This is a genomic window from Euzebya pacifica, from assembly GCF_003344865.1.
GTDB classification, from domain to species: domain Bacteria; phylum Actinomycetota; class Nitriliruptoria; order Euzebyales; family Euzebyaceae; genus Euzebya; species Euzebya pacifica.
Genome location: NZ_CP031165.1, coordinates 4,595,269 through 4,620,918, shown reverse-complemented (window position 1 = coordinate 4,620,918; position 25,650 = coordinate 4,595,269). Strand labels below are relative to the sequence as shown.

Annotated in this window: 22 protein-coding genes, 1 tRNA gene and 1 pseudogene; 14 read left to right on the top strand and 10 right to left on the bottom strand. The window is 70.8% G+C overall.

Annotated elements, in window-relative coordinates:
• Positions 1-126: 126 nt before the first annotated feature.
• Both DVS28_RS19820 and DVS28_RS19815 read left to right on the top strand, forming a co-directional pair.
• Entirely contained in the window at positions 127-1,773 is a 1,647-nt protein-coding gene (locus DVS28_RS19820) for a sensor histidine kinase (RefSeq protein ID WP_164710802.1), read from the top strand.
• Positions 1,774-1,828: 55 nt separating this feature from the next.
• Positions 1,829-2,431 (top strand): TetR/AcrR family transcriptional regulator, encoded by a 603-nt coding sequence (locus DVS28_RS19815; protein WP_114593010.1) that lies wholly within the window; start codon positions 1,829-1,831, stop codon positions 2,429-2,431.
• Positions 2,432-2,448: 17 nt separating this feature from the next.
• Here the strand turns inward: DVS28_RS19815 and DVS28_RS19810 are convergent, their stop codons facing one another.
• Positions 2,449-2,955, bottom strand: coding sequence for a hypothetical protein (locus tag DVS28_RS19810; RefSeq protein ID WP_164710801.1), 507 nt, complete (start codon positions 2,953-2,955; stop codon positions 2,449-2,451).
• Positions 2,956-3,068: 113 nt separating this feature from the next.
• Complete coding sequence (locus DVS28_RS19805; protein ID WP_114593008.1) at positions 3,069-4,091, bottom strand: LLM class F420-dependent oxidoreductase; 1,023 nt, start codon at positions 4,089-4,091, stop codon at positions 3,069-3,071.
• 323 nt (positions 4,092-4,414) lie between these two features.
• Here DVS28_RS19805 and DVS28_RS19800 point away from each other — a divergent pair, with 323 nt between their 5' ends.
• The gene (locus tag DVS28_RS19800; RefSeq protein ID WP_114590488.1) at positions 4,415-5,467 is read left to right on the top strand and encodes an IS110 family RNA-guided transposase; all 1,053 of its coding nucleotides are present in this window, start codon (positions 4,415-4,417) and stop codon (positions 5,465-5,467) included.
• A 14-nt stretch (positions 5,468-5,481) separates the two neighbouring features.
• A complete protein-coding gene (locus DVS28_RS19795) occupies positions 5,482-6,252 on the top strand; it encodes a CDP-alcohol phosphatidyltransferase family protein (RefSeq protein ID WP_114593007.1) in 771 nt (256 codons plus the stop codon).
• Positions 6,253-6,263: 11 nt separating this feature from the next.
• Here the strand turns inward: DVS28_RS19795 and DVS28_RS19790 are convergent, their stop codons facing one another.
• The 5 genes from DVS28_RS19790 to DVS28_RS19770 are packed head-to-tail and all read right to left on the bottom strand — an operon-like array spanning position 6,264 to position 12,081.
• Positions 6,264-7,763, bottom strand: coding sequence for a phytoene desaturase family protein (locus tag DVS28_RS19790; RefSeq protein WP_114593006.1), 1,500 nt, complete (start codon positions 7,761-7,763; stop codon positions 6,264-6,266).
• Positions 7,760-8,902, bottom strand: a complete 1,143-nt coding sequence (locus DVS28_RS19785) for a glycosyltransferase family 2 protein (RefSeq protein ID WP_216826170.1) — start codon at positions 8,900-8,902, stop codon at positions 7,760-7,762. The genes DVS28_RS19790 and DVS28_RS19785 overlap by 4 nt, the downstream gene beginning before the upstream one ends.
• Positions 8,899-9,690: a carotenoid biosynthesis protein gene (locus DVS28_RS19780; RefSeq protein WP_114593005.1), complete on the bottom strand. Its 792-nt coding sequence runs from the start codon at positions 9,688-9,690 to the stop codon at positions 8,899-8,901. Before DVS28_RS19780 ends, DVS28_RS19785 begins: the two co-directional genes overlap by 4 nt.
• On the bottom strand, positions 9,687-11,309 hold the full coding sequence (locus DVS28_RS19775) for a phytoene desaturase family protein (RefSeq protein WP_114593004.1): 1,623 nt from the start codon (positions 11,307-11,309) through the stop codon (positions 9,687-9,689). The genes DVS28_RS19780 and DVS28_RS19775 overlap by 4 nt, the downstream gene beginning before the upstream one ends.
• Positions 11,302-12,081, bottom strand: a complete 780-nt coding sequence (locus DVS28_RS19770; protein ID WP_216826169.1) for a hypothetical protein — start codon at positions 12,079-12,081, stop codon at positions 11,302-11,304. Before DVS28_RS19770 ends, DVS28_RS19775 begins: the two co-directional genes overlap by 8 nt.
• A gap of 138 nt (positions 12,082-12,219) precedes the next feature.
• Here DVS28_RS19770 and DVS28_RS19765 point away from each other — a divergent pair, with 138 nt between their 5' ends.
• The 5 genes from DVS28_RS19765 to DVS28_RS19745 all read left to right on the top strand — a co-directional run bounded on the left by DVS28_RS19765 (position 12,220) and on the right by DVS28_RS19745 (position 18,487).
• Positions 12,220-13,425 (top strand): sensor histidine kinase, encoded by a 1,206-nt coding sequence (locus DVS28_RS19765; RefSeq protein WP_164710800.1) that lies wholly within the window; start codon positions 12,220-12,222, stop codon positions 13,423-13,425.
• Positions 13,422-14,081 carry a response regulator gene (locus DVS28_RS19760; protein ID WP_164710799.1) on the top strand — a complete coding sequence of 220 codons (660 nt, stop codon included), beginning with the start codon at positions 13,422-13,424 and terminating at the stop codon, positions 14,079-14,081. The genes DVS28_RS19765 and DVS28_RS19760 overlap by 4 nt, the downstream gene beginning before the upstream one ends.
• A gap of 150 nt (positions 14,082-14,231) precedes the next feature.
• Positions 14,232-15,002, top strand: coding sequence for an ABC transporter ATP-binding protein (locus DVS28_RS19755; RefSeq protein WP_114593002.1), 771 nt, complete (start codon positions 14,232-14,234; stop codon positions 15,000-15,002).
• Between the two features lie 38 nt (positions 15,003-15,040).
• Positions 15,041-17,581, top strand: coding sequence for an ABC transporter permease (locus tag DVS28_RS19750; protein WP_114593001.1), 2,541 nt, complete (start codon positions 15,041-15,043; stop codon positions 17,579-17,581).
• A gap of 132 nt (positions 17,582-17,713) precedes the next feature.
• Entirely contained in the window at positions 17,714-18,487 is a 774-nt protein-coding gene (locus DVS28_RS19745) for a crotonase/enoyl-CoA hydratase family protein (protein WP_114593000.1), read from the top strand.
• Between the two features lie 73 nt (positions 18,488-18,560).
• On the opposite strand, the gene DVS28_RS19740 is transcribed toward DVS28_RS19745, so the two are convergent.
• Entirely contained in the window at positions 18,561-19,760 is a 1,200-nt protein-coding gene (locus DVS28_RS19740; RefSeq protein ID WP_114592999.1) for an ABC transporter ATP-binding protein, read from the bottom strand.
• Positions 19,761-19,872: 112 nt separating this feature from the next.
• Positions 19,873-20,577, bottom strand: coding sequence for a thermonuclease family protein (locus DVS28_RS19735; protein ID WP_164710797.1), 705 nt, complete (start codon positions 20,575-20,577; stop codon positions 19,873-19,875).
• An 80-nt stretch (positions 20,578-20,657) separates the two neighbouring features.
• Here DVS28_RS19735 and DVS28_RS19730 point away from each other — a divergent pair.
• A tRNA-Arg gene (locus DVS28_RS19730) sits at positions 20,658-20,730 on the top strand.
• Between the two features lie 136 nt (positions 20,731-20,866).
• On the opposite strand, the gene DVS28_RS19725 is transcribed toward DVS28_RS19730, so the two are convergent.
• Positions 20,867-21,076, bottom strand: a complete 210-nt coding sequence (locus tag DVS28_RS19725) for a helix-turn-helix domain-containing protein (protein ID WP_216826168.1) — start codon at positions 21,074-21,076, stop codon at positions 20,867-20,869.
• 196 nt (positions 21,077-21,272) lie between these two features.
• Here DVS28_RS19725 and mobF point away from each other — a divergent pair, with 196 nt between their 5' ends.
• The 4 genes and pseudogenes from mobF (at position 21,273) to DVS28_RS19710 (ending at position 25,598) form a co-directional block, all read left to right on the top strand.
• On the top strand, positions 21,273-24,410 hold the full coding sequence (gene mobF, locus DVS28_RS19720; RefSeq protein ID WP_216826167.1) for a MobF family relaxase: 3,138 nt from the start codon (positions 21,273-21,275) through the stop codon (positions 24,408-24,410).
• A gap of 166 nt (positions 24,411-24,576) precedes the next feature.
• Positions 24,577-24,789, top strand: a pseudogene (locus DVS28_RS30280) (helix-turn-helix domain-containing protein); the annotation flags it as partial.
• A 327-nt stretch (positions 24,790-25,116) separates the two neighbouring features.
• The gene (locus DVS28_RS29680; RefSeq protein ID WP_245973560.1) at positions 25,117-25,272 is read left to right on the top strand and encodes a hypothetical protein; all 156 of its coding nucleotides are present in this window, start codon (positions 25,117-25,119) and stop codon (positions 25,270-25,272) included.
• Positions 25,224-25,598, top strand: coding sequence for an integrase core domain-containing protein (locus DVS28_RS19710; protein WP_114592994.1), 375 nt, complete (start codon positions 25,224-25,226; stop codon positions 25,596-25,598). The genes DVS28_RS29680 and DVS28_RS19710 overlap by 49 nt, the downstream gene beginning before the upstream one ends.
• Positions 25,599-25,650 lie beyond the last annotated feature (52 nt).

Sequence of the window (25,650 nt, the reverse complement as noted above, 5' to 3'; positions counted from 1 at the left end):
GCCTCGTCGCGGCGGCGAGGACTTCTGGTGAGATGGGACAGCCTAGACACCGTTGAAGTTGGCGACCCAGACGGCCCGGTCGGACGGTCGGGGCCCTTCCCCACGCTGGGTTACGCTGTATCGGCCGTGGGTGCTCTGGAGACCCTTCGTCGGCGCGAGTGGACCATCGCTTGGGTGCGATGGTCGGCCGCTGCCCTGGCTGCCGGGCAGATCCTTGTCGGCGGCCCGGTTGCGGCTGCCCCGACCGTGGTCATCATCGCGCTCTTGGCCGTCGTCGGCCTGGGAGTTGCCGTCGCCGACAGGCGGCTGAACACCGCCGTCGCCTGGCGACAGGTCAGCGCCGTCCTCATGGCCGTCGACCTGCTCGCAACCCTGGGACTGGTCCTCGCCGGCCTGCTGCAGGGCAACGACGAGCTCTGGGTCCTGCTCGTCCTCGTCGTGCTGGCCGCGGCGCTGCGCTATCGGATCCGAGGGGCCCTGGCCGTCGCGCTGGGTGCGGGCCTTGCCAACGGACTGCTCGAGCTGCTCGTCAACGGTGGCGAGCCCGGGCCGGTGATCGTCGGCCGGTTGCTCGTCCTGCTGGTGGTCGGCGGGTTCGCCGGGTCCATCGCCCGTGAGCTGGACGTCGAACGACGCCTCTACCAGCGGATGGCCGAGGCGTCCCAGGACATCGTCGCCAAGCGTGACGAGGACGCCATCCTCGGGGCGCTCGCCCGGCACGTGAAGGACGCCCTCGACGGCAGCCGGGCCACCGTCCACCGCTACACCCTTGCCGGCTGGGAGGAGGTGCAGCTTCCCGACGTGCTGTCGGTGGGCAGCGCCGACGGCGGGCCGCCCCTCCTCACCGACGAGGAGGGCGGGGTCAGCGCCACCCTCCACAGACTTACCTGGCAGCAGGGGAGCGGCCGTCAGCCCAACCGGCTGACCCTGCCGATCCGACTGCCCGAACGACCGGCCGAGTACGTCGTGGCGGTCGAGGTCACGGGACCCCGTCCGAGCGCGCTGGCCGAGGGTGCGTTGCTGGCGCTGGCGGAGTCCTCCGCCGTCTCCTTGGCTACCCGCGACCTGATCCGCCACCAGGAGGCGAGCAACCGTCGGCTGGAGCGGCTCGAGGCGCTGCGCACCAGGTTCGTCGCCACCGTCGCTCACGACCTGCGGTCGCCGTTGACGACGGTCAAGGGGGTCGCCCGGATCCTGCGTGGTCGTCGCGAGCAGGTCGCCCCCGAGCAGGTCGACGCGATGCTGGCGTCCGTCGAGCGGCAGGCCAACCGCCTTAACCGTCTGGCCGACGACCTGCTGGACGCGGCGCGGTTGGACTCCGATGCGCTGGAGCTGAAGCTGACCGATGTCGCCATCGACGACATCCTCCGGTCGGTCGTGGACGACGCCGGCGACGAGGTCGAGCTGCTGGGCACCCCCGGCCTGGTCGTGGAGGCCGACGGGCCCCGCCTGGAGCGGGTCGTCTGGAACCTCGTCACAAACGCGCTGAAGTACGGACGTCCACCGGTGCACCTCTGTGCGGAAACCGACGGTGACCAGCTGACGATCAGCGTCCGTGACCACGGCAGGGGCCTGGGGCCCGAGCAGGTCGAGAACCTCTTCCAGGACTTCGCCGGCAGCGGCGATCCCGACAGCGTGGGCCTCGGCCTTGCGATCGTGTGGGAGCTGGTCGAAGCGCACGGGGGACGGGTGGAGTACCGCCCCGCCGACCCGGGTGCAGACTTCGTGATCAGCATCCCCCGTGAACGCACCCCGGGGGGCAGTGACCGATGATCGGTCGGTCGGCTGTCCTTTACTCCCCCCTCGTGGCTGCCTACGGTGGCGGTTGATGGCGGAGACACCCATGTCCGGCAAGGGCGCGCAGACGCGGAAGAAGCTGCTCGACGCAGCCCAGGCCGAACTCGTGGAGGCCGGCGGCAACCTCGAGGTCGCCGCCGTGGCCAGGCGTGCCGGCACCTCCATAGGGCTGACGTACCGCTACTTCCAGAACAAGGGTGCGCTGGCCGCCGCGGTGGTCAATGACTTCTTCGATCGCCAGGACGAAGCCGTCCTGATGGCCCAGATCGAGGCGCCGACCTGGCGCAAGCGCGAGCAGCGCCGCATCGAGCTGATGGTTGCCTTCCACTACGCCGAGCCGTTGGCCCCCGTCGCCCTCGGCGGCCTGGCTCGTGAGCCCGAGGTGGCTGCGGTCATGGTCGAGCGACAGGCGATGCAGGCCGCCATCGTGGCCGCCAACATCGCCCGTGGGCAGGACCTCGGCGAGGTGCCCGACGAGATCGACCCGACGATCGCCGGCCCCATGGTGATGGGGGCGATCCGCGAGGCCCTGCGGGTGGCGCTCGCGGCCGGTGACCGGCTGGGCGCCGACGCCCTCACGCGCGAGATCCTGCGGTTCGTCGACGCGGCAACCGGTGGCCACCGCGCCGACTGAGCCCGGACGAGGTGGGGTCAGTCCTGTCTCCGCGCCGTGTCATCGTCCTCGCTGGTCCAGTCACATTCCGGGACCTCGACGCACAGTAGGCCGCGCGCAGGGAACACCGTCCGGTGGAGCTGCCCGTCGACCTCGTAGGTGATGGTCATGTCGTCCCTGATCCAGCGGCCAGATTCCTCGGGAACCTCGTAGACCACAACGACCTCGACCTTCAGGGCCGGGTCGACTGCGGTGAACGACTGCGATCCGCCGACTTCGTGGAACGACAGGTACCCGTGCTCGTCCATCACCCCTTCGCTGACCGGCCATGCCGGGAGCGTGCCGAAGACGCCTCGGCCGGGGGCGGCGAGGGCGACCCCGACCCAGCGGACCCCGACCGCCTCGTCGAGGAATGATGCGTCGATCTCGGTGATGGTCCAACCGGGGATGGTCCCCGTCGGGCCCCGCAGGTCCTCACCGGTGCTGACGAACAGCGAGCCGGGCTCGGCCTCGTCCAACCAGCCGTGCTCCAGGGGGACCGACATGGGCCCGGGGGACACCCTGTCGGTGCCGCATCCGGCGAGGAGGCCTGCGAGCGTCACGAGACAGACCAGAGCGTGTCCACGTGCGGCCACCGGTAGTCCCCCGGACGTGTGTGCTACAGGGCGTTGACCAGCGGTTCGAGGACCTCGGGCTGCATGGTGCCGAGGATGAGGGTGCCGACGCGGGATTCCTTCCACGCGTCCAGGCGGTCCACGATGCGGTCCATCGGCCCGACCAGCGCGCACTCGTCGACCAGGGCGTCGGGCACCAGCGCGGTGGCCTCGCCCTTCTTGCCCTCCAGGTACAGGTCCTGGATCTGGGTCGCGGCCTCCTCGAAGCCGTAGCGGCAGGCGAGGTTGTAGTAGAAGTTCTTGCCCTTGGCGCCCATGCCGCCGATGTAGAGGGCGAACATCGGCCGCAGCATGTCGCGGCAGGCGGCGACGTCGTCGCCCATCGCCACGTAGCAGGTCGGGGCGATGTCGAAGTCGCTGCCGTCGCGGCCGACCTCGGAGAAGCCGGCGTCGAGGTTCTCGTTGAAGATGTCCTCGCGCTCGGGGGAGTAGAAGATCGGCAGCCAGCCGTCGGCGATCTCGGCGGTCAGCTGGATGTTCTTCGGGCCGATGGACGCCAGGTAGATCGGGATCTCGTTGCGGACGGGGTGCAGGATGCTCTTCAGCGGCTTGCCGAGGCCCGTCGCGCCCTCGCCGACGTAGGGGATCTGGTACTCCTCGCCCTTGAACTCCAGGGCCTCCTCGCGCTTGATGATCGTGCGGACGATCTCGACGTACTCGCGGGTGCGGGTCAGCGGCTTGCCGTAGGGGACGCCGTGCCAGCCCTCCACGACCTGGGGCCCCGACAGGCCGAGCCCCAGCAGCATGCGGCCGTGGCTGAGCGCGTCCAGCGTCATGGCCGTCATCGCCGTGTTGGCCGGGGTACGGCCCGGCATCTGCAGGATCGCCGACCCGAGCTTGATGTTCTCGGTCTTCGCGGCGATGTAGGACAGCACCGTCACCGCGTCGGAACCGTAGGCCTCTGCGGCCCACACCGAGTCGATGCCGACCTCGTCGGCGTGCTGCACCAACGGCAACGCGTTGTCGATGGAGGATCCTGAGTAGCCGAGGTTGAGGCCGAGACGCATGCGTGAGCTCCTGTGGAGGGGACGGCCCCACGGTGACGGGGTGACCGGAGTCAGGTTCTACCAGCCGTCCCACGGTGCGACCAAGGTCACGACGGAGTGATGCCGGGACTACCCTCGACCTCAGTGTCATGCTCCCCAGGCCCCGCCCAGTTGGCTCATAGCCTCGCTGCCTCGCTCTGGTGATGGCTTCCACGCGAAGTGTCGCTGGGTGGGGGCGTCGGACCGGCCGGCGTGACTTGATAGGAGCTTGGCGTTTCCTGACCTCAACTGAGGTGTGTCCACCGACCGGTCCTGTCACCCATCAACGACAGGAGACACATCCCATGATCAGGCTCGGAGTCGACGCGCACAAGCGCACCCACACCATCGTCGCCATCGATGATGCAGGCCGTGTCCTGGATGACATCACCGTGCAGACCACGGTGGCCGGCCACGTGAAGGCCGTCGCGTGGGCTGAACAGCTCGGCGATGAGCGCTGCTGGGCGCTTGAGGACTGCCGGCACCTCACCCGCCGGCTGGAGCAGGACCTGATCCGCGCCGGCGAGGCGGTCGTGCGAGTCCCACCGCGCCTGATGGGCCAGGCCCGCCGCGGCGGCCGCAAGCGCGGCAAGTCTGACCCGATCGATGCCGAAGCGGTCGCCATCGCCGCGCTGCGCAACCCCCAGCTGGCCTCAGCACGACTGGACGGGCCCGAGCGGACCATCCGCCTGCTGGTGGATCATCGTGAGGACCTGGTCACTGAGCGCACCCGCATCCACAACAGGATCCACTGGCACCTACACGAGCTGCGCATCGACGACATCGCCCCCAAGACCCTCAGCCGCTACACGGTGCTCGACGGGCTGACCGCCAGGCTGGCTGAGCACGATGGAACGGTGGCCAACATCGCCACAGAGCTCATCGACCGGTGCCGCCATCTGACCGTGCGGATCAACGACCTGGAGCGGGAGATCGCCGAGCTGACCGCTGCCCAGGCCCCGTCGCTGCTGGCGCTGCCAGGCTGCGGGGCGCTGACCGCAGCCAAGCTGATCGGCGAGACCGCTGGAGTGGATCGCTTTCACTCCAAGGCCGCGTTCGCGATGGTCAACGGCACCGCGCCGATCCCGGTGTGGTCATCCAACCGTGAACGGTTCCGGCTCAACCGTGGCGGCAACCGGCAGCTGAACGTGGCGTTGCACCGCATCGCGATCACCCAGATGCGCATCCACCCCCCGGCACGCGCCTACGTCGACAAGAAGCTTGCCGAGGGCAAGACCAAGACCGAAGCGATCCGGGCGCTGAGACGACGCCTCTCCGACGTCGTCTACCGCGCCATGGTCACCGACCAACAGACCCCTCAACCGGCCCCGGCGACTTGCGTCGCACTCGCCGCTTGACATAGGAGATTCGCATGATCGGACTCGTTCTCCTCGGGGTTGCGCTGGCCGCGCTGGTCCTGGCCGCGGTCCTGACGGCCGAGCGACCCACCGCCGCGGTGCCCGATCGGGAGGGGTACTTCGACCTGTGGCAGCCCCTCCACGGTGGCGTCGACCCGAGGGCCAATCCGTGGCTTCGTGGCTGGCTGGCGATGGGCTACGCCGTGGCCCGTCCGCTGGCCCGCCGGGGCGTCAAGCCCGATGTGCTGACCTTCACCTCCACCTGGATCGCTCTGGCCGCGATCGTCGTGGCCACCCACGGTGGCCGCTGGCAGATCCTCGCCGGGTGGCTGATCGTCTTCAGCGGCCTCGGCGACACCCTCGACGGGGCGGTGGCCGTGGCGACGGCCCGCACCACCAAGTGGGGGTACGTGCTGGACTCGGCGGTGGACCGGCTCAACGACGTCCTGTACCTGATCGCCGTCTGGATCGTCGGTGGCGAGGTGTGGATCGTGCTGACCGCCGGCGTGGCCTTCTTCATGCTGGAGTACGTCCGGGCTCGCGGCCGCAACGCCGGCGGCAGCGAGGTCGGGACCGTCACGATCGGCGAACGTGCCCTGCGGGTCATCTGCTGCTCGATCGCGGTCCACTGGGGTGGGGTGTTCCTGTCGCTGGACACCTTCATCGCCAACGTCTCCATCAGCATCCTGGCCGTCGTCAGCGTGATCGGCCTCGGACAGGTGGTCGTGGCCGTGCGGCGGGACCTGCTCGCCCTCGGCGGCGACAGCACGACGCTGGCCCCCTGAGACCGGAGCCCTCAGGCCGAGTGGAGGACGGCCTCGGCAACGATCCGGGCGCTCATCAGGACCAGGGGCAGGCCACCACCGGGATGGGCGGAGCCGCCGACCAGGTACAGGCCCTCGGCCGGGCCGTTGTTGGGGGGACGCAGGAACGCCGCCAGGGGGCCGTTGGAGGAGGTGCCGTAGATCGCGCCCCCGGGGGTCAACGTGTCGCGTTGGAGGTCGGCGGGGGTTCGCTCCTCCCGCAGCACGATGCGGTCGCGGAGGTCCACCCCCCGCCGCGCCATCAGCGCCAGGATCGCGTCGCCGTAGCCCGGTGGTGGCCCCGCGACCTGGTCGGTGCGGGGCGCGTTGACCAGCACGAACACCGCGCGATGGCCGGCCGGGGCAACCGCCGGGTCGTCGGCAACGGCCACGTAGACCGTCGGCCGGTCGGCGTAACGGGGATGCCGTCCGAAGAGGGCGTCGAACTCCTCGTCGTAGCGTTCGGCGAACAGCACGGTGTGATGGGCCAGCCGTTCGTGCGCCCTCCCCGCGTCGTCCACGGCGATGCCGAGCAGCATCACCCAGCCGCCCAGTGACCTCGGAGCCACCCGCAGCCGACGTCGCAGCCCGCTGGTCAGGCGGTCGGGCAGCAGGTGCTGCACGACCTGGCCTGCGTCGGCGTTCAGCACCACCACGTCGGCGTCCAGCACCTCGCCCCCCTCGACGCTGACCCCCGACACCCGATCGCCGGACGGTCCAGCGGCCACCCGGACCCCGGTGACCCGCGTGCCGCAACGGATCTGCCCACCGCAGGCGCGGACACGGTCGGCCAGGACCTCGCCGATCCGGCGCAGCCCGCCCGTGACGTACCAGCCACCCCACCGGCGTTCGGCCCACGCCACCGTCGCGAGCACCGCCGGCGCCTTCCGGGGGTCGGACCCGGAGTACGTGGCGTAGCGGTCCAGGAGCTGGCGCAGCCGAGGGTCGGAGAGGTGTTCGCGGCCGAGTGATCGAAGCGATCGGTGCGGGGCGATGGTGGCGATGTCCCGGGGGTCGGCCGCCAGCCGCAGCAGGTCGGTGACGCCGTCCAGCGGCTGCTGCAGCACCCGATCGGCGGAGGCGTCCCACATCGCCGCCGCCCGGTCCATCAGCGCCGTCCACTGCACGCCGGCGCCGGGGTGGACCTCCTCCTCCAGCCGGCGGACGAAGCGGGCTTCCTCGGCGTCGGCATCCAGCCAGGTCCCGTCACCGAAGCGGTAGCGCGCGATCGGGTCCAGCCGCTGCAGGTCCAGGACGTCTTCGACGTCGACGCCGGTGGCCTCCAGGGTCGCCGCCAGCGTCCACGGCAACGTGACGAGCGAGGGCCCGGTGTCGAAGCGGAACCCGTCCACCTCGCGCAGGCCGAGCTTGCCACCGACGGTGTCGGCCTGTTCCAGCACCGTGACCGACACACCGGCGGCGGCCAGCCGGGCAGCGGTGGCCAGCCCGCCGACGCCGGCGCCGACCACGACGGCACGGCGCGTGGCGCTCACGTGACCGGTCGGCCCTTCCAGCTGAGCGCGCCCAGCGCCTTGCGACGCCACGACTCCCGCACCAGCCAGATCAGCATGCCGATCGACGCCGGGTGGGCGACGGCATCGGCCATCGGCGATCCAGTTCGGCCGGCGGTGTGCGCCCGGCCACCCACCGCGGCCAGGTAGCCGGCAGCGCCCAGCACGGCCAGCCGTCGTCGGCGAAGCACGAGCCCGGCGAGCAGCCCGAGGGGTGGGACCAGGTACAGCAGGGCGAGCAGTGACACGGCGATCGCGGCGCCCCGGCGGCTGCCGAAGGCCTTCCACAACGACTTGCTGTACCCCTCCCGCAGTTCTGCCCAGCCGTGGTACATCCGGCAGGTCGCAAGGTCGGTGCCGTCCGCCATGCCCACCCGCAGGCCGGCTCGCTTGAAGGCACGGGCCAGCTCGACGTCCTCGATGACCTCGGCGCGGACCTGCTGGTGGCCGCCCGATGCCCGGTAGCAGTCGGCACGCGCGACGATCAGCTGGCCGTTGCCTGCGGTCATGGACGGTGATGCGCTCTGCTCGGCCAGCCGCAGCGGCAGGAACGTCAGCCACGACCACTGCAGCAGCGGCTGCACGAGCCGTTCGGCGACGCCGTGGGCGGTCTGGCGGGGGTAGGGGCTCAGCAGGTCCATCTCGCCCTGGTGGAGCATGTCCACGCAGGCGGCCAGCGCCCCGGGCCGCAACGTCACGTCGGCGTCGAGGAAGACCAGGACCTCGCCCTTGGCGGCCTCGGCCAGCTGCCAGCAAGCGAACGGCTTGCCCAGCCAGCCGTCGGGCACCGCACGGCCGTGGAGCAGCCGGAACCGGCGATCGCCATCGGCGACCCCACGAGCCACGACCGTCGTGTCGTCGGTCGACCCGTCGTCGAGCACCAGTACCTCCAGGTCCACGCCCTCCTGGGACAGGACCGCCTCGAGCGTGGGACCCAGCCGGTCGGCTTCGTCGCGAGCGGGGATCAGCACCGAGACCGACGGGCGGTGGTCCTGCGGCGTCGGACTCGTCGGGGTCTTGCGCAGCAGCCGCCAGTTCAGGACCGAATGGGCGGCCAGTCCCGCGGCTGCGGCCCCGCCAGCGGCCACGACCCCCTCCAGGGGGCTCCAACGATCGGTCACGATCCGACTCGCTCCATTTCGGCCGCGACCCCGGCGTGGTCGCGTTGCGACCACCACAGGACAGCGACGACTGCTCCCATACCGACACCACCGTAGAGGGCGGAGACAGGCAGGCCGAAGAAGGCGGCATGTGCCAGGGTGCTGCCGGCCCAGGTCCACAGGTACAAGCCGAGGGGCACGGTGTCGTCGCGCTCGTCCCAAGAGCCCGTGGCGCTCCAGGCCAGCGCCGCCATGACCAGCGCGATGACCAGCCACGCCGCGTAGTTGGTCAGCGGCACACCATCGATCAGGTGCGGGCCGTCGCCGAACCACGTCCAGTACCCCTCTGCGACCATCTGGGGATCAAGGAAGAGGTCCCACGACGCCAGGGCGACCCCGCCGAGGAGGATGCCCGGACCCGGTCGGTTCGTGACCCGCCGTGCGACGACCATGGCCGGGTAGCCGAGCATCAGCCATGCCAGCGGGATCACGGCCGGCACCTCGGCGATCTGCCAGCCGAGCCGGTCGCTGTAGGCGTACTCGCCGAACGGCAGCCCGGTGGCCACGCCGACCACCTCGACGAGCAGGCCCCCGCCGACGAACACCGCGGCCATCCGCAGGGCTGTCCGCCAACCGCGGGCAACGACCGCATGCGACAACGAGGCGGCGGAGAACACCAGGACGGTGACGACGGTCAGCCGGTCGCGTGCCGCCCCCTCCACCAAGGGGTAGAGGATCTGCGCCAGGACCGCAGCCGCAGCCAGCGCCGCCGGCAGCGGATGGCGTCGGAGCCCGTCCAGCACCGTCATGGTTCGGTCCGTGCCCGAACGGCAGCACGCAACCGGTTCCACGGTCGTTGCGCCTTGGCGAGGTCGCCCAGCACCACACCGGCTGCCGTTCGGCCGCTGGCGCCGAACACGCCGCCTCCGGGGTGGGTCGACGCCCCGGTCAGGTACAGCCCGTCGGCAGGCATCCGGTAGCCCGACAGCTCGGGGAGGGGCCGCCAGGAGAACATCTGGTCCAACGACATCTCCACGTGCATGACCTGCCCGTTGACCAGGTTCAGCTCGCGGGACAGGTCCAGGGGCGTCTGCACGTAGGCGTGCTCGACGCTGTTGGCGAATCCGGGTGCCATCGCGTCGACGGCGTCGATCAGCTTCTGCCCCTCCCGCTCCTTGATGTCGTCCCAGCTGCCGCCGTCGGCCAGCTCGAAGGGGTGCCACTGGCCCCAGACCGTGACGTTGTGCTTGCCCGGCGGGGCGATGGTCGGGTCGATGGCGCTGAACGCCATGGCCAGCGCGGCCGGACGTTCGGGGGGCCGGCCGGAGACGTAGTCGCCGTGGGCCCGACGCAGGAACGTGCGGGTGGGGGCCAGCAGCTGCAGGGCGTGGTGTTCCGCGCCGCCGAGCGAGCCGGGATAGGACGGCAGCGCGTTGGTGCCCAAGCGCACGACCATGCCGATGCCGTTGCCGGTGCGGATGGTCGACCGTGCCCGCGCGCCGAACCCGTCGGGCAGCTCGTCGTCGCCGACCAGGCCGATGGTGGTCAGCACGTGGCAGCCGGCCACGACGGTGCGGGCAGCGATGCGCTCGCCGGACTCGGTGATGACCCCCCGGGCCCTCCCGTCACGGACGACGATCCGTCCGGCGCCGTCGCCCAGGCGGATCGTGCCGCCCAACCGGCTGAACCGTTCGGCAAGGGCAACCGACAACGAGCCCGACCCGCCGACCGCTCGCCCCGGCGCCAGGCGGTGCATGACCATGTTCCACCCGACGAGGTCGGCGGTGGCCGGTTCGTGGGTGGGCGGCCCCGACTGGCCGCCCAGCCAGGCCAGGGCGGTCTTCAGCCGCTCGTCGGTGAAGTGGGCGTCCAGCAGGGCATCGCCGGAGGTCAGGAACTGCCGGGACAGCTCCAGCCCGTCCAGCCCCGTGGCGCGGCCGACCCCCATCATGTGGCGGCCGACGTTGGTCATCGTCGGGGCGTCCTGGAACAGCTCGAAGATGCGGGTGTTGCGTTCGCCCCAGTCGGCGGCGAACGCGGCGTAGGCCTCGGCGTCGCGTTCGCCACAGATGCGGGCGATGGACTGGCACGTGTCGTCCAGGTCGATGTGGAACGCCAGCGCGTCGACCGGCGGCCCCTGCCCCGACGGGTCCTCGGCGACGGGGGCGAACCCCCACGGGTCCATGTCGATGTAGGACAGGCCACAGTCGCCCAGCTCGAGGTCCTCGATGATGCCGGTGTGGCGCACCATGATGTGCGCCGACGAACCGACGTCCATGCGGTAGCCGTCGAACCGGTCGACCGTCGACACGGCACCGCCGACGACATCACGTCGTTCGACGACCTCCACGTCCAGCCCCTCTCGGGCCAGGTAGCAGGCGGCGACCAGGGCGTTGTGGCCGGCACCGACCACGACCACGTCACGCATCGTCGGGTCCGTTCGGGGGCGGGGTCGGGGAGCAGGGCATCACAGGTCCGTTCGTCGGCGACGCCTCGGCGGACTGCCGGGCGGTGCGGTCGACACCGAAGAGGGTGCCCCGCTCGTCGGTGAGGGCGAGGCGGGCGAACAGCTCCTCGGCGTACCAGCCCAGCCGTTCGGTGTCGTCGATGGCGGCGCGGTGCGCGTCTCGACGGTAGGCGAAGTCCGTCATGGCGGCCGTGGAGGCCCACACGGTGAAGGTGCCCTGGACGCCGACGGGGGCCTCGCCGATGCCGAGCCTGACCGACGGGCCGTCGTGGGCATCGAGGTCGGCGACGACCGGCGGCACCGCTGACCAGAAGGTGCGCCACTGCGACGGGCGGATGCGGGCACGGGTGATCGCGGCGACGGGGCCGGTCCAGCCGGCGGCAAGCGCGCGGTCGGCCTCGAACGGCTCCTCGCCGCTCCATCGGCCGTGGCTGCGCAGCGGTGTCAGGTCACCGCGCCACTCCTCTTCCGCGATGCGGCGCCAGCCCCGCGGGGTCGGGCGGGCCTCGAAGGCCAGCGAGGCCTCGAGGTCGTCCCACACCGTCAGCAGGGCCCACGTGCGCAGGTCGGCGTCGGCGGCGGAGAAGCTGCGCCCGTGGCCGGTCCCCAGCAGCTTGCGGAACCGCAGACCGGGCGTGCCGGCCAGCCGCGCACGATCGATGCCCATGCGGAACAGGGCGAGGGGCACGGCGGGCGCCGGCACCCGCCACACGTGCAGGACCACATGACTCACGTTCGGCAATCTACCCATGTGTGCCGGAATGGCCCCTCGGGGCGGCCGACGTGTGTCCGGTGTCGTCCTGCAGGAGGACTCGTTGGTCCTGACGGGGGAGGACGACAGCGGCCACGGCGCTGTCGTAGCGTGACGGCGATGTCGGTCCCCATGCGCGAACGCGCGGCCCGGTGGACGGCCCGGGCACGCCGGACACCGCCGTGGCTGCAGGACCTCGTGCTGGCCATCGTCGTCAGCGAGGCCGACCTGGCCGCGGTGCTGCTGAGCGAACGGACCGACGGCCCCTTCGGTGAGGTCAGCACGCCGGTGGCCGCCGTCGTCGTCGTGCTCGTCGCCCTGCCGTTGGTCTTCCGTCGGTCCAACCCCGGCCTGACGATGCTGCTGACCGGGTTCGGTGCGGGGGCGGCGGGGGCGGTGGGCATCCCGGTCCAGCCGCTGGCCCCCATCGTCGCGCTCTACACCGTGGCGGCCTGGTCGACCCTGACCGACACGGTCGTGACCACGGCCATCTTCCTGACCGTGACGACCTCGCTGGTCCTGTCGACCGGTCAGCTCTACGTGCTGTACAGCAACACCCTCATCGTCCTGGGTGTGGCGGTGCTCGGCCGGATCATCCGGTCCCACCGCGAGCAGGCCCACGAGCTGGCCCTCCGCGCCCACGAGCTGGGCCTCGAACGCGAGGAGCGGGCCCGTCTCGCCATCCGTACCGAGCGCGCTCGGATCGCCCGCGAGATGCACGACGTCCTCGCCCACTCCACCAGCGTCATGGTCGTGCAGGCGACGGGGGCACAGCGGCTGGTCCGCACCCGTCCCGAGGCGGCGGAGGATGCGCTGGGGGTGATCGCCGAGACCGGCCGACAGTCGCTTGCCGACCTGCGTCGGATGCTCGGCCTGCTCCGCCGCGAGGACGACCGGGTTCCCACCGCGCCGCAGCCGACCCTGGTCGACATCCCCGACCTCGTGGCCGAGTTCGTGGATGCGGGCGTGCCCGTCGACCTCCGCATGCCCGACCGGACGTCGCTGGACGGCCCTGTGGGGCTGTCTGCCTACCGCATCGTGCAGGAGGCGCTGACCAACGTGCTCAAGCACGCCGACCCGCAACGGGTCATCGTGGACGTGCGGCTGCTCGACGCCCGAGTGGAGGTGGAGGTCCTCGACGACGGGGGTGTCGCCCGCCAGCTCGACACGGTCGGCGGCGGCTACGGCTTGGTCGGCATGCGAGAACGCGCTGGCCTCGTCGGCGGCACACTGGAAGCAGGCCCCCGCCCCGGCGGCGGCTTCCGGGTCGCGGCAACCCTTCCGCTGGAGCCATCGGGGGACGACGAACGAGAGGATGCCGCGTGATCCGCGTGCTGCTGGTCGACGACCAGGCCCTGATGCGAGCCGGTTTCCGGATGATCCTGGACGCCGAGGACGACGTGGAGGTGGTCGGCGAGGCCGGCGACGGGGTCGAGGCGGTCGAGCAGGCCCGCCGACTGCGACCCGACGTCGTGCTGATGGACGTGCGGATGCCGCGGATGGACGGGGTCGAGGCGACCCGACGGCTGGCCGGCCCCGACGTCACCACCCCGGTCAACGTGCTGGTCCTGACCACCTTCGACCTCGACGAGTACGTCTACGGGGCGTTGCGGGCGGGGGCCTGCGGCTTCCTGCTGAAGGACGCCCCGCCCGAGGACCTGGTCCACGCCATCCGTGTCTGCGCCGCCGGAGACGCCCTGATCGCGCCGGCGGTGACGAAGCGGCTGATCACCGAGTTCGCCCAACGGCCGCGCGTGGCCGAACCCGCCGGCGACGCCACCCGGCTGACCACGCGTGAGCAGGAGGTGCTGCAGCTGATGGCCCGCGGCCTGTCCAACGCCGAGATCGCCGGACAGCTGGTCGTCTCCGACACCACCGTCAAGACCCACGTCGGCCGGGTCCTCTCCAAGCTCGGCCTGCGCGACCGGGTCCAGGCGGTCGTCTACGCCTACGAGCACCGCCTTGTCGTGCCGGGTGACTAGGGGGAAACCCTGTCGGGTCCTCCTTCCGGATGACACGAGGATCAGGGCGCAGCAGGACGACGCCCCTTGGTTGCACGAATAGCTTGACCCTGACGCCACGGGAGACTTCATCCTCGACGTGGCACCCGCCGTTCGACCAAGGACCACCCGATGAACCCCGCCAGCACCTCCACGTCCTCCTCGACCCCGCCGGTCACCCGCCCCTTCGCCGCCCGGGCCGTGGGGTTGGAGAAGGTCTACGGCACCGGGTCCACCGCCGTTCGTGCCCTCGACGGCGTGTCGGTGGACTTCCCCGTCGGTGAGTTCACCGCCGTCATGGGCCCGTCGGGCTCGGGCAAGTCGACGCTGATGCACTGCCTCGCGGCGCTCGACCGACCCACCGCCGGCCAGGTCTTCCTCGGCGACACCGACGTCACCAGCCTCAACGACAAGCAGCTGACCCTCCTTCGCCGCGACCGGATCGGCTTCGTCTTCCAGGCGTTCAACCTGCTGCCGCAGCTGAACGCGAAGGAGAACATGGAGCTGCCGCTGCGCCTTGCCGGTCGTGCCCCCGACCAGGAATGGTTCGACCGGGTCGTGACCACCGTGGGCCTGGGGGACCGGCTGACCCACCGTCCTGCCGAGCTGTCCGGCGGTCAGCAGCAGCGCGTGGCGGTGGCCCGTGCGCTGGTCGGCCGTCCCGACATCGTCTTCGCCGACGAACCCACCGGCAACCTGGACTCCGCCAGCGGCTCGGAGGTGCTCGGTTTCCTGCGTCGCTCCGTGGACGACCACTCCCAGACCATCGTCATGGTCACCCACGACCCCGTCGCCGCCGGCTACGCCGACCGTGTCGTGTTCCTGGCCGACGGCCGCGTCGTCGACGAGCTGCGCGCTCCCACCGCCGACACCGTGCTGGACCGGATGAAGGCGCTGGGCTAACCGCCCGCCCTCGTCCCCACGTTCCCCGGAGGAACCCCATGCTTCGCACTGTCTGGAAGTCGATCCTGGCGCACAAGATGCGGCTGCTGTCGACCACCCTGTCCATCGTCCTCGGTGTCGCGTTCATCGCCGGCACCTACGTCCTCACCGACACCATGCGTGCCGCGTTCGACGACCTGTTCTCCTCCACCACCGACGGCATCGACGTCGCCGTCCGCGGTGAGGCCGAGTTCACCAGCGCCCTGGCCGAGACCGACCGGCCGCCCGTCCCGCCGGAAGCCCTCGACGCGCTCGCCGCGGTCGACGGGGTCCGGGCCGTGTCGGGCGAGGTCGGCGGCTTCGCGGTCATCATCGACGACGAGGGCAACCCCGTCGGTGGCCAGGGTCCGCCCACCATCGGCATCAACGCACCCGCCGACGAGGAGCTGACCAACGCCACCCTGCGCGACGGTGCGTTCCCCACCGCCCCCGACGAGGTTGCCATCGACGCGGCCACCGCCGAGGCGCAGGAGCTGGCCGTGGGCGACACCGTCCGGATCGTCGTCGACGGCCCCGTCGAGGACTACACCGTCGCCGGCATCATCGGCTTCGGCGAGGTCGACAACCTCGGCGGCGCCACCCTCACCATGTTCGAGCCGGGCCGGGCGCTGGAGCTGTACGGCGCGGACGGGTACACCGAGATCTACGCCGCCGCCGAGGACGGTGTCGACGTCGACCAGCTGGTCGTGGACGTCCGAGCGGCGCTCGGTGACGGCCTGGAGGTCCTGACCGGCGACGAGCTGGCGCAGTCCGTCACCGCCGAGATCAACGAGGGCCTCGGCTTCTTCACCACGGCGCTGCTGGTCTTCGCCGGCGTGTCGCTGTTCGTCGGCGCGTTCCTGATCGCCAATACCTTCACCATCATCGTGGCCCAGCGAACCCGCGAGCTGGCCCTGCTGCGTGCCGTCGGCGCCAGCCGTCGCCAGGTCGTCCTGTCGGTCCTGCTGGAGGCCCTGGCGGTCGGGCTGCTGGGATCCGTCGTCGGACTGGTGCTCGGCCTCGGCGTCGCCCAGGCGTTGCAGGGTGCGCTGGGTGCCTTCGGCATCGACCTGCCGCAGGGCGACACGGTCTTCGCGCTGCGCACGATCGTCGTGTCCTTCGTCGTCGGCGTCGGGGTGACCATGGTCGCCGCACTTGCCCCGGCCGTGCGGTCCACCCGCGTGCCACCGATCGCGGCGCTGCAGGCCGTCGCGGCGCCTCCCCTGCGTCGGGACGGCATCATCCGCTACGTCTTCGGTGGCCTCGTGTTCGCCGTCGGCGTCGGGATCCTGGCGCTCGGTCTCTTCTCGGGGGCGGGCATCGCCGCCGTCGGTGCCGGTGCGGTCGTCACGCTCATCGGCGCAGCGTTGCTGTCCCCGCTTGTCACCACGCCCATCGTCGCCCTGCTCGGCACGCCCATCGCGGCCTCCCGCGGGGTTCCCGGCCAGCTCGCGAAGGAGAACGCGCTGCGTTCCCCCCGACGGACGGCCGCCACGGCCTCTGCGCTGATGATCGGCCTGGCGCTGGTCAGCTTCACCATGATCATGGGTGCGTCCATCCAGGAGTCCGCGATCGTCGGGATCGACCAGGCCTTCCTCGCGGAGTACCAGGTCAACCCGAGCAGCCAGGGCGCCCCTGGCAGCTCGGCGGTGCCCACCGACACCGTGGACACCCTCGGCGCCCTCGACGAGGTCGCCGTGGCCACCCCGCTGCGGTTCGGTGAGTTCCTGTACGACGACGGCGTGAAGTTCCTCGGCGGTGTCGATCCGGACACGATCGACCAGGTCCTGTCCATCGACTTCGTGGAGGGTGGTTGGGCGGCGCTGGCCGGCGGTCTGGTCGTCAGCGAGGACACCGCAGAGTCCGCCGGCCTGGCGCTCGGGGACACCCTCGACGTGACCTTCGCCGCCACCGGTGCCCAGCAGCTGACCGTCGAGGGCATCTTCGACGGTGCCAACATCGACGCCGACTGGCTGATCGGTGAGGACACCTACACGGCCAACTTCGCCGGCGACGGCATCGCGTCGATCTACGTGAAGCTGGCCGACGGGGTCGGGGTTGCCGATGCCCGTCCGGCCCTGGAGCAGGCGCTCGAGCCGTTCCCGACCGTGCAGCTGCAGGACCTCGACGAGGTCAAGCAGTCCATCGCCGACCAGATCGACCAGCTGCTCGGGCTCCTCACGGCGCTGCTGGGGCTGTCGATCATCATCGCCCTCTTCGGCATCGTGAACACCCTCGGCCTGTCGGTGCTGGAACGCACCCGCGAGCTCGGGCTGCTCCGTGCCGTCGGGGCCACCCGACCCCAGATCCGCACCATGGTGCGGTGGGAGTCGGTCCTGATCGCCGTCCTCGGGGCGGGCCTGGGTCTGGTCGTCGGCTCGTTGTTCGGTTGGATGGTGGTCCAGGCCCTGTCGGACCTCGGGATCAGCCAGTTCGTCGTCCCCGGCGGCAGGTTGTCCCAGGCGGTCGTCATGGCTGCGCTGGCCGGGGTGCTGGCTGCGATCGTCCCGGCCCGCAAGGCCGCGAGGACCGACGTCCTCCGCGCGCTCGAGGCCCAGTAGCGATCGACGGCGGGCCGATCGGCGTCCCTGGCGTCCGGCGACGATTGTGGTCACGGGGGCACCGGTGCACCAATCGCTCCAATTGTCGCCTGATGCCAGCCTCGTGCCCGTCGTCTGCGAGGCTGTCGAGCCATGATCTCCGTGGAACACGATGGCCCGATCACGATCGTCACGATCGACCGACCCGATGTCCGCAACGCCGTTGACGGACCGACCGCGGAAGGGCTGCGCAAGGCCTTCCGCACCTTCGACTCCGACGACGACCGGTCGGTGGCGATCCTCACCGGGGCCGGGGGGCACTTCTCGGCCGGGGCCGACCTGGTGGCCATGACCGACCCCGAGCGGGAGCTGAAGATGCAGGCGCCGCCCGCCCCCGGGCCGCTGGGCTGCACGCGCATGCGCCTGGACAAGCCGGTGATCGCTGCGGTCGAGGGTTACGCCGTCGCGGGTGGCCTCGAGCTGGCCCTTTGGGCGGACCTCCGGGTGGCTGCCGAGTCGGCGGTGTTCGGCGTCTTCTGCCGCCGGTTCGGGGTCCCGCTGGTGGACCTCGGCGCGGTGCGGCTGCCCCGCCTGATCGGTCACTCCCACGCGATGGACATGATCCTCACCGGCCGCGCCGTCGACGCCGAGGAAGCCAAGATGATGGGCTTGGCCAACCGCGTCGTCCCCGACGGGCAGGCCCTCGATGCAGCGCTGGAGCTGGCCCGCAGCCTCGTGGCGTTCCCGCAGCGGACCATGCGGTCGGACCGGCGGATCGCCATCGAGCAGTGGGACCTCGACGACGAGCGGTGGCACATGCGCGAGTACCTGCTGGGTCGCACGGTGCTGATGTCGGGTGAGGCGGAGGAGGGCATGCGGCGATTCGCCGCCGGCGAGGGGCGCCACGGCGAGTTCGACCAGGACTGATGAGCGTCGGGCCAGCCCCGGACACGACAACGGCCCGCCCCTCGTGGGACGGGCCGTTGGTGTTCGGTCGGCGTCAGCGCAGGGCCAGGCCGGAGTCCAGGTCGAAGAAGTGCATCAGCTCGGTCTTGAACATGATGTCGATGGACGACCCGACTGACGGGGGCTTGCCGGGCTCGAAGCGGGCGACCAGCGAGAGGCCGCCGGTGCGGGCCTGCTCCTGCATGGCCGCGAACGCCTCGTCGTCGTCGACGGCCTCGCGCATGTCCTCGCTGACCACGGGGCTGGCGTGGGACTTCAGGTGCACCAGCATCTCCGAGCCGAGCATCTCCACGAGCTCGACCTCGAGACGGGACCAGATCTGGTCGGGGTTGCTCTCGCCGGTCGCGGGGACGAAGTGCTCGGGCCGCATGCCGACCGCCACCCGCTTGCCCGCGTAGTCGCGCACCTTCGGGTAGATGTCCAGGGCGGCCTCGTGGATCAGCAGCTTCTGGTCCTCCTCCAGCTTCACCCAGAACCGACCGTCGGTGTGCACGATCTCGGCCTGGGCGATGTTCATCGACGGCGAGCCGATGAAGCCGGCGACGAACAGGTTGTCCGGGCTGTCGTACAGCGTCTGGGGTGCGGCGGCCTGCTGGAGGACACCGCGCTTCAGCACGGCGACCCGGTCGCCCATCGTCATGGCCTCGACCTGGTCGTGGGTGACGTAGAGGGTGGTGACGCCCAGGCGGTTCTGCAGGGCGGAGATCTCCGCGCGCATCTGCACACGCAGCTTGGCGTCGAGGTTGGACAGCGGCTCGTCCATCAGGAAGGCCTTGGGGGACCGGACGATCGCACGGCCCATCGCCACGCGCTGTCGCTGACCACCCGAGAGCGCCTTCGGCTTGCGGTGCAGGTACTCGGTCAGGCCGAGGACGTCGGCTGCGTCCTTGACGCGCTTGTCGATCTCGTCGCTGGAGACCTTGCTGAGCTTGAGGGCGAAGCCCATGTTCTCGGCCACGGTCATGTGCGGGTACAGCGCGTAGCTCTGGAAGACCATCGCGATGTCGCGTTCCTTGGGCGACATGTCGTTGACGACGCGGTCGCCGATCATCAGCTCGCCCGAGGTGATGGACTCCAGGCCCGCGACCATGCGCAGGGCGGTGGACTTCCCGCAGCCGGACGGCCCGACGAGGATGACGAACTCGCCGTCCTCGATGTCGAGATCGAGGTCCTTGATGGCCGGATACCCATCCGGATAGACCTTGTTGACGCCTTTCAGAGTGACCTTGGCCACGGATGCCCTCCTGGATCGACCGGCTCGCTTCGGGGTAGCTGGATCGTCGCGTCTTTTAGCGAGGGATGCAACCCCTTTCATACGATGCTGAAACCGTGATCGCCGGAACCGGTCAGGGGCGGCCCTCGCAGTAGCTGCCCCAGATCCCGAGCCCCAGGTCCTGCGCGTTGGCCTCGGCCGTCTCGACCTCGACCTCGTGCAGGCGGTTGAGGGGGAAGACGAACGCCGCGGCCATGCCCTCGGCCACCATGTCGAGGTTCACCAGCCCCTCGGCCTCGCTCCAGACGTAACGGAGGTAGCGGCCGTTGGGGTCGAGGTCCTCGGTGTCGCGCTCCAGGTACACCGTCGAACCGACCGGGATCAGCTCCGCCAGCAGGTCGGTCGCGGTTTCGTAGCAGTCCTCGTCGCGCTCGGGCGTGTCGATCTCGAGCAGGCGGATGCGTTGGTCACCGAACGGCACGTCACCGGGTTCGGTGACCTCCACGTCGATGGTGTCCCCGTCGATGATCCACGTGACGATCGCCTCCTGCGTCCCGGCGGGGACGGCGTCGGGGTCCGGCAGGGAGGGCTCGACGGTGGCCGTCGGCGACGGCGGAGCGAGCGGTCGCGCCAGTCCGTCGTCGGTCGGTGTGTCCGTCGCGATGGTCGCGGGCGCCGGCTCGGTCGTGGCTTCGTCGGTCGCTGCGCTCGTGGTGGGGGACTCCGTCACCTCCACGGGCTGGGCGAGCGGCGTGGGGGTCAGCCGGTCTGCGGGCTGGGCGCACGCAGCCGCGAGGGCGAGCACGGCAACGACGGCCGGCAGGACAGGGCGGGACATGCGCCACACGATAGGCGGGCACCCACCAAGCGAGCCGACTGTGGCCGACCCGCCTCGACGGCGTAGCATCTTCCGGACCAGCCCCCGTAGCTCAGGGGATAGAGCGTCGGTTTCCTAAACCGTGCGTCGCATGTTCGAATCATGCCGGGGGCGCCGAGGTCAAAAGCCTCTTGAGCAGGCATTATACGCCTTCCGCGGAGGAAGTCGATCACCGCCGCTGACCGCTGATACCCGTGATTTGCCGCCAAAATTGGGCAGAGATTGGGCAGGAATCCCCCTCCGGGACCCCTCAGCGACGCGGCGACGCCGCCCCGAAGTGGGCCTGCTCCACCCGGTTGCGCTCGATGAAGGCGTCGAGTTCCTCCGGCACGAACCGGACGTAGTGGCCGATCTTCACGAACGGGATCCGGCGCTGTGCGACGGCTCGACGCATCCATCGGACGGTCACCCCCAGGCGGTGTGCGGCCTGATCGACATCGAGCAGGGTGGACGAGTTCACAGCGTTCCCTTCGGAGGACTCAGTGCGTGCACTCGTCCGACGAACCGACCCCTCGATCTGTGTCACCGACCTTCCTCGCGGCCCCATCCCGAAGTTCCTGACACAGACCACCCCCGGCACTCGTCAGACCGATCACACGTCTGGCATTCCCGGTGCCGGACCCGATCGGGTGGGGTGGTCGAGGGTGACGATGTCGATGCGGAAGATGTCGGCGGGGTCGGGCTACCGGTACCTCCTGGACTCCGTCGCCAGGGGTGACCTGGGTGCTGGCCTGTCCTACTACACCGCAGCGGGGACACCGCCCGGCCGATGGCTCGGCACGGGACTGCGCGCACTCGAGGACGGCCCACGCCTCGGCACGCGCGTTGGCGATGACGAGCTGCGGCTGCTGTTCGGGGAGGGGCGTCACCCCCGCACCGGGGCGTCCCTGGGCCGGGCCTATCCGCAGTACCGCGAGGGCTCCGGACGCCGGGCGGTGGCGGGATTCGACCTGACGTTCTCCGTCCCCAAGTCGGTCAGCGTCCTGTGGGGTGTGTCGCCGGTGCCGGTGCAACGGCGGATCTGGGAGGCCCACCACCGCGCCATCGTCGACGTGCTCGACCTGGTCGAACGCGAGGTCGCCGCAACCCGCATCGGCACCGACGGCGTCCGCCAGGTCGGGGTCAGCGGGATCATCGCCGCGGCGTTCGACCACTACGACTCGCGTGCCGGCGATCCGCAGCTGCACACCCACGTCGTCATCTCCAACAAGGTCCGCACCGCAGGGGACGGGCGGTGGCGGGCGCTGGACTCGCGGCCGATCCACGCCGCGACGGTGGCGCTGTCGGAGCACTACAACGCGGTCCTGGCCGATCACCTCACCACCACGTTGGGGGTCGGCTGGGAGCTCCGGGACCGCGGCGACGACCGGACCCCGGCCATGGAGATCGTCGGGGTTCCCGAGGGGTTGCTCGCGGCCTTCTCCTCACGGACGTCGGCGATCGAGGTCGAGAAGGACCGGCTGGTCGCCGACTACCTGGCGGGGCACGGACGGCGGCCCTCCGCACGGGTGATGATCCGGTTGCGGCAGGCCGCAACCCTCGCCACACGACCCGACAAGGTCCTCGCGTCGCTGGCGGACCTGACGTCGGGATGGAGGCATCGGGCCCGCATCCTGATCGGAGAGGATCCGGGGGAGTGGACCCGGCGTTTGCTCGACCGCTCGAGCCGCCAGCGGCCGGTGGAGCATGTCGTCGGTCCGGTCGGGGCGGAGCAGCTGGCTGCCCAGGTGGTCGAGTCGGTCGGTGAACGTCGAGCGACCTGGACACACTGGAACCTCCACGCCGAAGCCTCCCGGCGGCTCCGCACCCAACGCTTCCCCACCGCACGGGCACGCGAGGACGTGGTGGCGGCGGTCGTCGCGGCAGCGGAGGTGATGTCGGTGTCGCTGGATGCCCCGGAGATCGGCCCGGTGCCCGAGCAGATGCGACGCGCCGACGGGACCAGCCAGCTCCGGCCACGCAACGCGACCCGCTACACCGCACAGGCGCTCCTCGATGCGGAGGGTCGGCTGCTCGAGCACGCGGCCGCCACCGACGGGCCGACCGTTGCCGCGGCCGTCGCCGAGACTGGCGCAGTGCTCGGGGACGGGGCCGGCCGGACCCTCGGGGTCGACCAGGCCGGGGCGGTCGTCGATGTCGCGACATCGGGCCGTCGGGTCGATCTGCTCGTCGGGCCGGCAGGGACGGGCAAGACCACGGCCCTCGTTGCCCTCCGGCGCATCTGGGAAGCCCAGCACGGGGTGGGGAGCGTGATCGCGCTCGCCCCCTCGGCTGCGGCCGCGGACGTGCTCGCCGAGGGGCTGGGCGTCGCGACGGAGAACACCGCCAAGTGGCTCCACGACCGCAACCCGTTGCGGACCGGGCAGCTGGTGATCGTCGACGAGGCATCCCTCGCCGGCACCCACACCCTCGATCGGATCGCCAGCCAGGCAGGCGAGGCCGACGCGAAGGTGCTGCTGGTCGGTGACGCCGCCCAGCTGGCCGCGGTCGACGCCGGAGGTGCCTTCCACCTCCTCACCACCAGCCGGCCCGATCATCCGTCGCTGGTGGACGTGCGCCGGTTCACCCAGCGGTGGGAGGCGGATGCAACCCTGCGACTCCGCGACGGCAACCCCACCGCCCTCGACGGCTACCTCGCCAACGACCGCATTCGCAGCGGGGCAACGGAAGAGATGGTCAAGGCCGCCCACGCTGCCTGGCGGCGAGACCGCCAGGACGGCAACGAGTCGTTGCTGATCGCCCCGACCCGCGAGCTCGTCACCGAGCTCAACCGCGTTGCCCGCGCAGCGCGTCAGGTCGAGGGGACCACGGCGGCTGGCGGTCCGGAGCTCGAGCTGCGGGACGGGACCGTCTGCTCGATCGGCGATCGGATCATCAGCCGGAAGAACGACCGGAAGCTGACTGCCGGGACGCGCTGGGTCCGCAACGGCGACCGTTGGACCGTCGCGGCGGTCCACCCCGACGGCAGCCTCACCGCAACCCCACCCGCCGGTGGCCCCACGGTGGTGCTGCCCGCCAGCTACGTCGCGGCGCACGTCCAGCTCGGCTATGCGACGACCATCCACCAGGCGCAGGGCCGGACCGTCGACACCGCCCACGTCATCATCACCCCGACCAAGAGCCGCGAGCAGCTCTACGTCGCCATGACCCGTGGCCGTCACGCCAACACCGTCCACGTCACCACCGACAGCCCAGCCGCCGAGGCCCACACCGACGACCGTCGCGAGGGCCTCGGGGTGCTGCGCGACATCCTCGCGCGCACCGACCGGGATCGGTCGGCACACGCCACCATGCGCGGCGGACAGGACCAGGCGACAAGCTTCCGGCAGCTGGCCGCGGAGTACGAGGCCATCGCAGCCCTCGACCCGGATGTCCGGCACAGCCGAGGACACGCCGATCTCGTTGCCGGTGTGCTGCCGCGCGCCCGCAGCAACGATGCCGTTCTGGCCGGGATCCTCAACGACCGCGCCGACATGCTCGAGGAGACCGCCGACCGGCTCGTGGCCACCGCCCGCCGAGAAGGAGACGCCTGGACCCGCCAGGTCGCGCCTCCACCACGGACGGACCCGAACGCCCTCGCCAGATGGCGACGCGGCGTGCGGACCATCGCCGCCTTCCGCAACGTCCACGACATCACCGACGATCGGCCCCTCGGGCCCCAACGCCGCGGCACCATCGACATCACAGCCGTTCGACGCGCCCTACATCCGTCCGTGCCGACGCAACCAGCAGGCGACCCGTACCTGCGCCGGGCATTGCGGCCACCGAATAGGGGCCCATCCCTGGGTCGATGACGCGAGGGCGAAGGACGTGCCTGTCGGCTCCATAGTCCCCGTTCTGGAGTTGCGCCATCACCCTGTGGCGACCGCCGTTGGACGCATAACGACCTGCGCGTGAACGTCTTCGGTTCTGGAAGAAGTCCGGAATACTGGACGAGATGCATGAGCTGACCTCTAGGACTTGGATCGTCCAGCAGATCGCCAAGGGCGCGATCCAGTTTGCAGCCGACAAGAAACTGACCACCAGCGGCGCGCTGCCGCACTCGCCCATGCCGCCAGGACCACCGTCACCGAGACCGCCCAAGTCTTCGCGGTGTCGCGTCAGACGATTTATGGGTGGCGCAACACCGCCGAGCAGCACGGCATCTCCGCGCCGGTCCCCAAGCCCCGTCGTCGACCGCCGCAGCCCAACGCGGTGGAACCGTGGGAGGTCGAGGCGATCCTGGCCGAGGCGATCGCAGGGCCCACGCTGGGCGCATCATCGCAGCTACAATTCCTCGCCGAGGGCGGAGTGGACGGTCCCGCACCGGGGTGCAGAAGATCCTCGTGCGCCATCGCCTCGGCAGCCGCGCCCAACGGGTCGCAGTCCTGGCCGGATCACCGCCGCCACCAAGGGGCTGATCGCCCCCGAGGTCGACCCGATCGGGTTCTGTCACTTCGCAGGCGGGCCGGGCGATCTCGTCGCCATGGACGCCTTCTACGTCGGCAAGCTGAAGGCATCATGCCGGTCTACCAGCTGACCGCGATCGACACCTACACCCTCTGGGCCGTCGCTGACCTCGTCATCGGCCGGGTCAACTCCACCATGACCCTCACGTTCATCCCACCGTGCTCGACCGGCTCGCCGAGATCGACATCGACATGTCGGGCGTGCTGAGCGACGACAGGCCGGAGTTCATCGGCCACAACTTCACCGACGAGCTGGCCGACCTCGGCATCGAGCATGTCCGCATCCCGCCACGCTCACCCAACCACAACGCCGTGTGCGAACGGTTCCAGGGCGCCGCGCTGCAGGAGTTCTACCGGCCGATCTTCCACCGGCAACGCATCACCGATGTCGCCCAGCTCAACAACGCGTTGCAGGCCTGGCTGAACCAGTACAACACCCGACGACGCAACCATGGCGACTACATGGCCGGCCGCACCCCGCAGCACGTCCTCACCGCCCACCACGACCGCCAGATACGCTCAACAAGTACCTGATCAGCAGGGTCGATCTGTCGCCCCAACCCGTAGCCGGGAAGGTCTAGTCGGG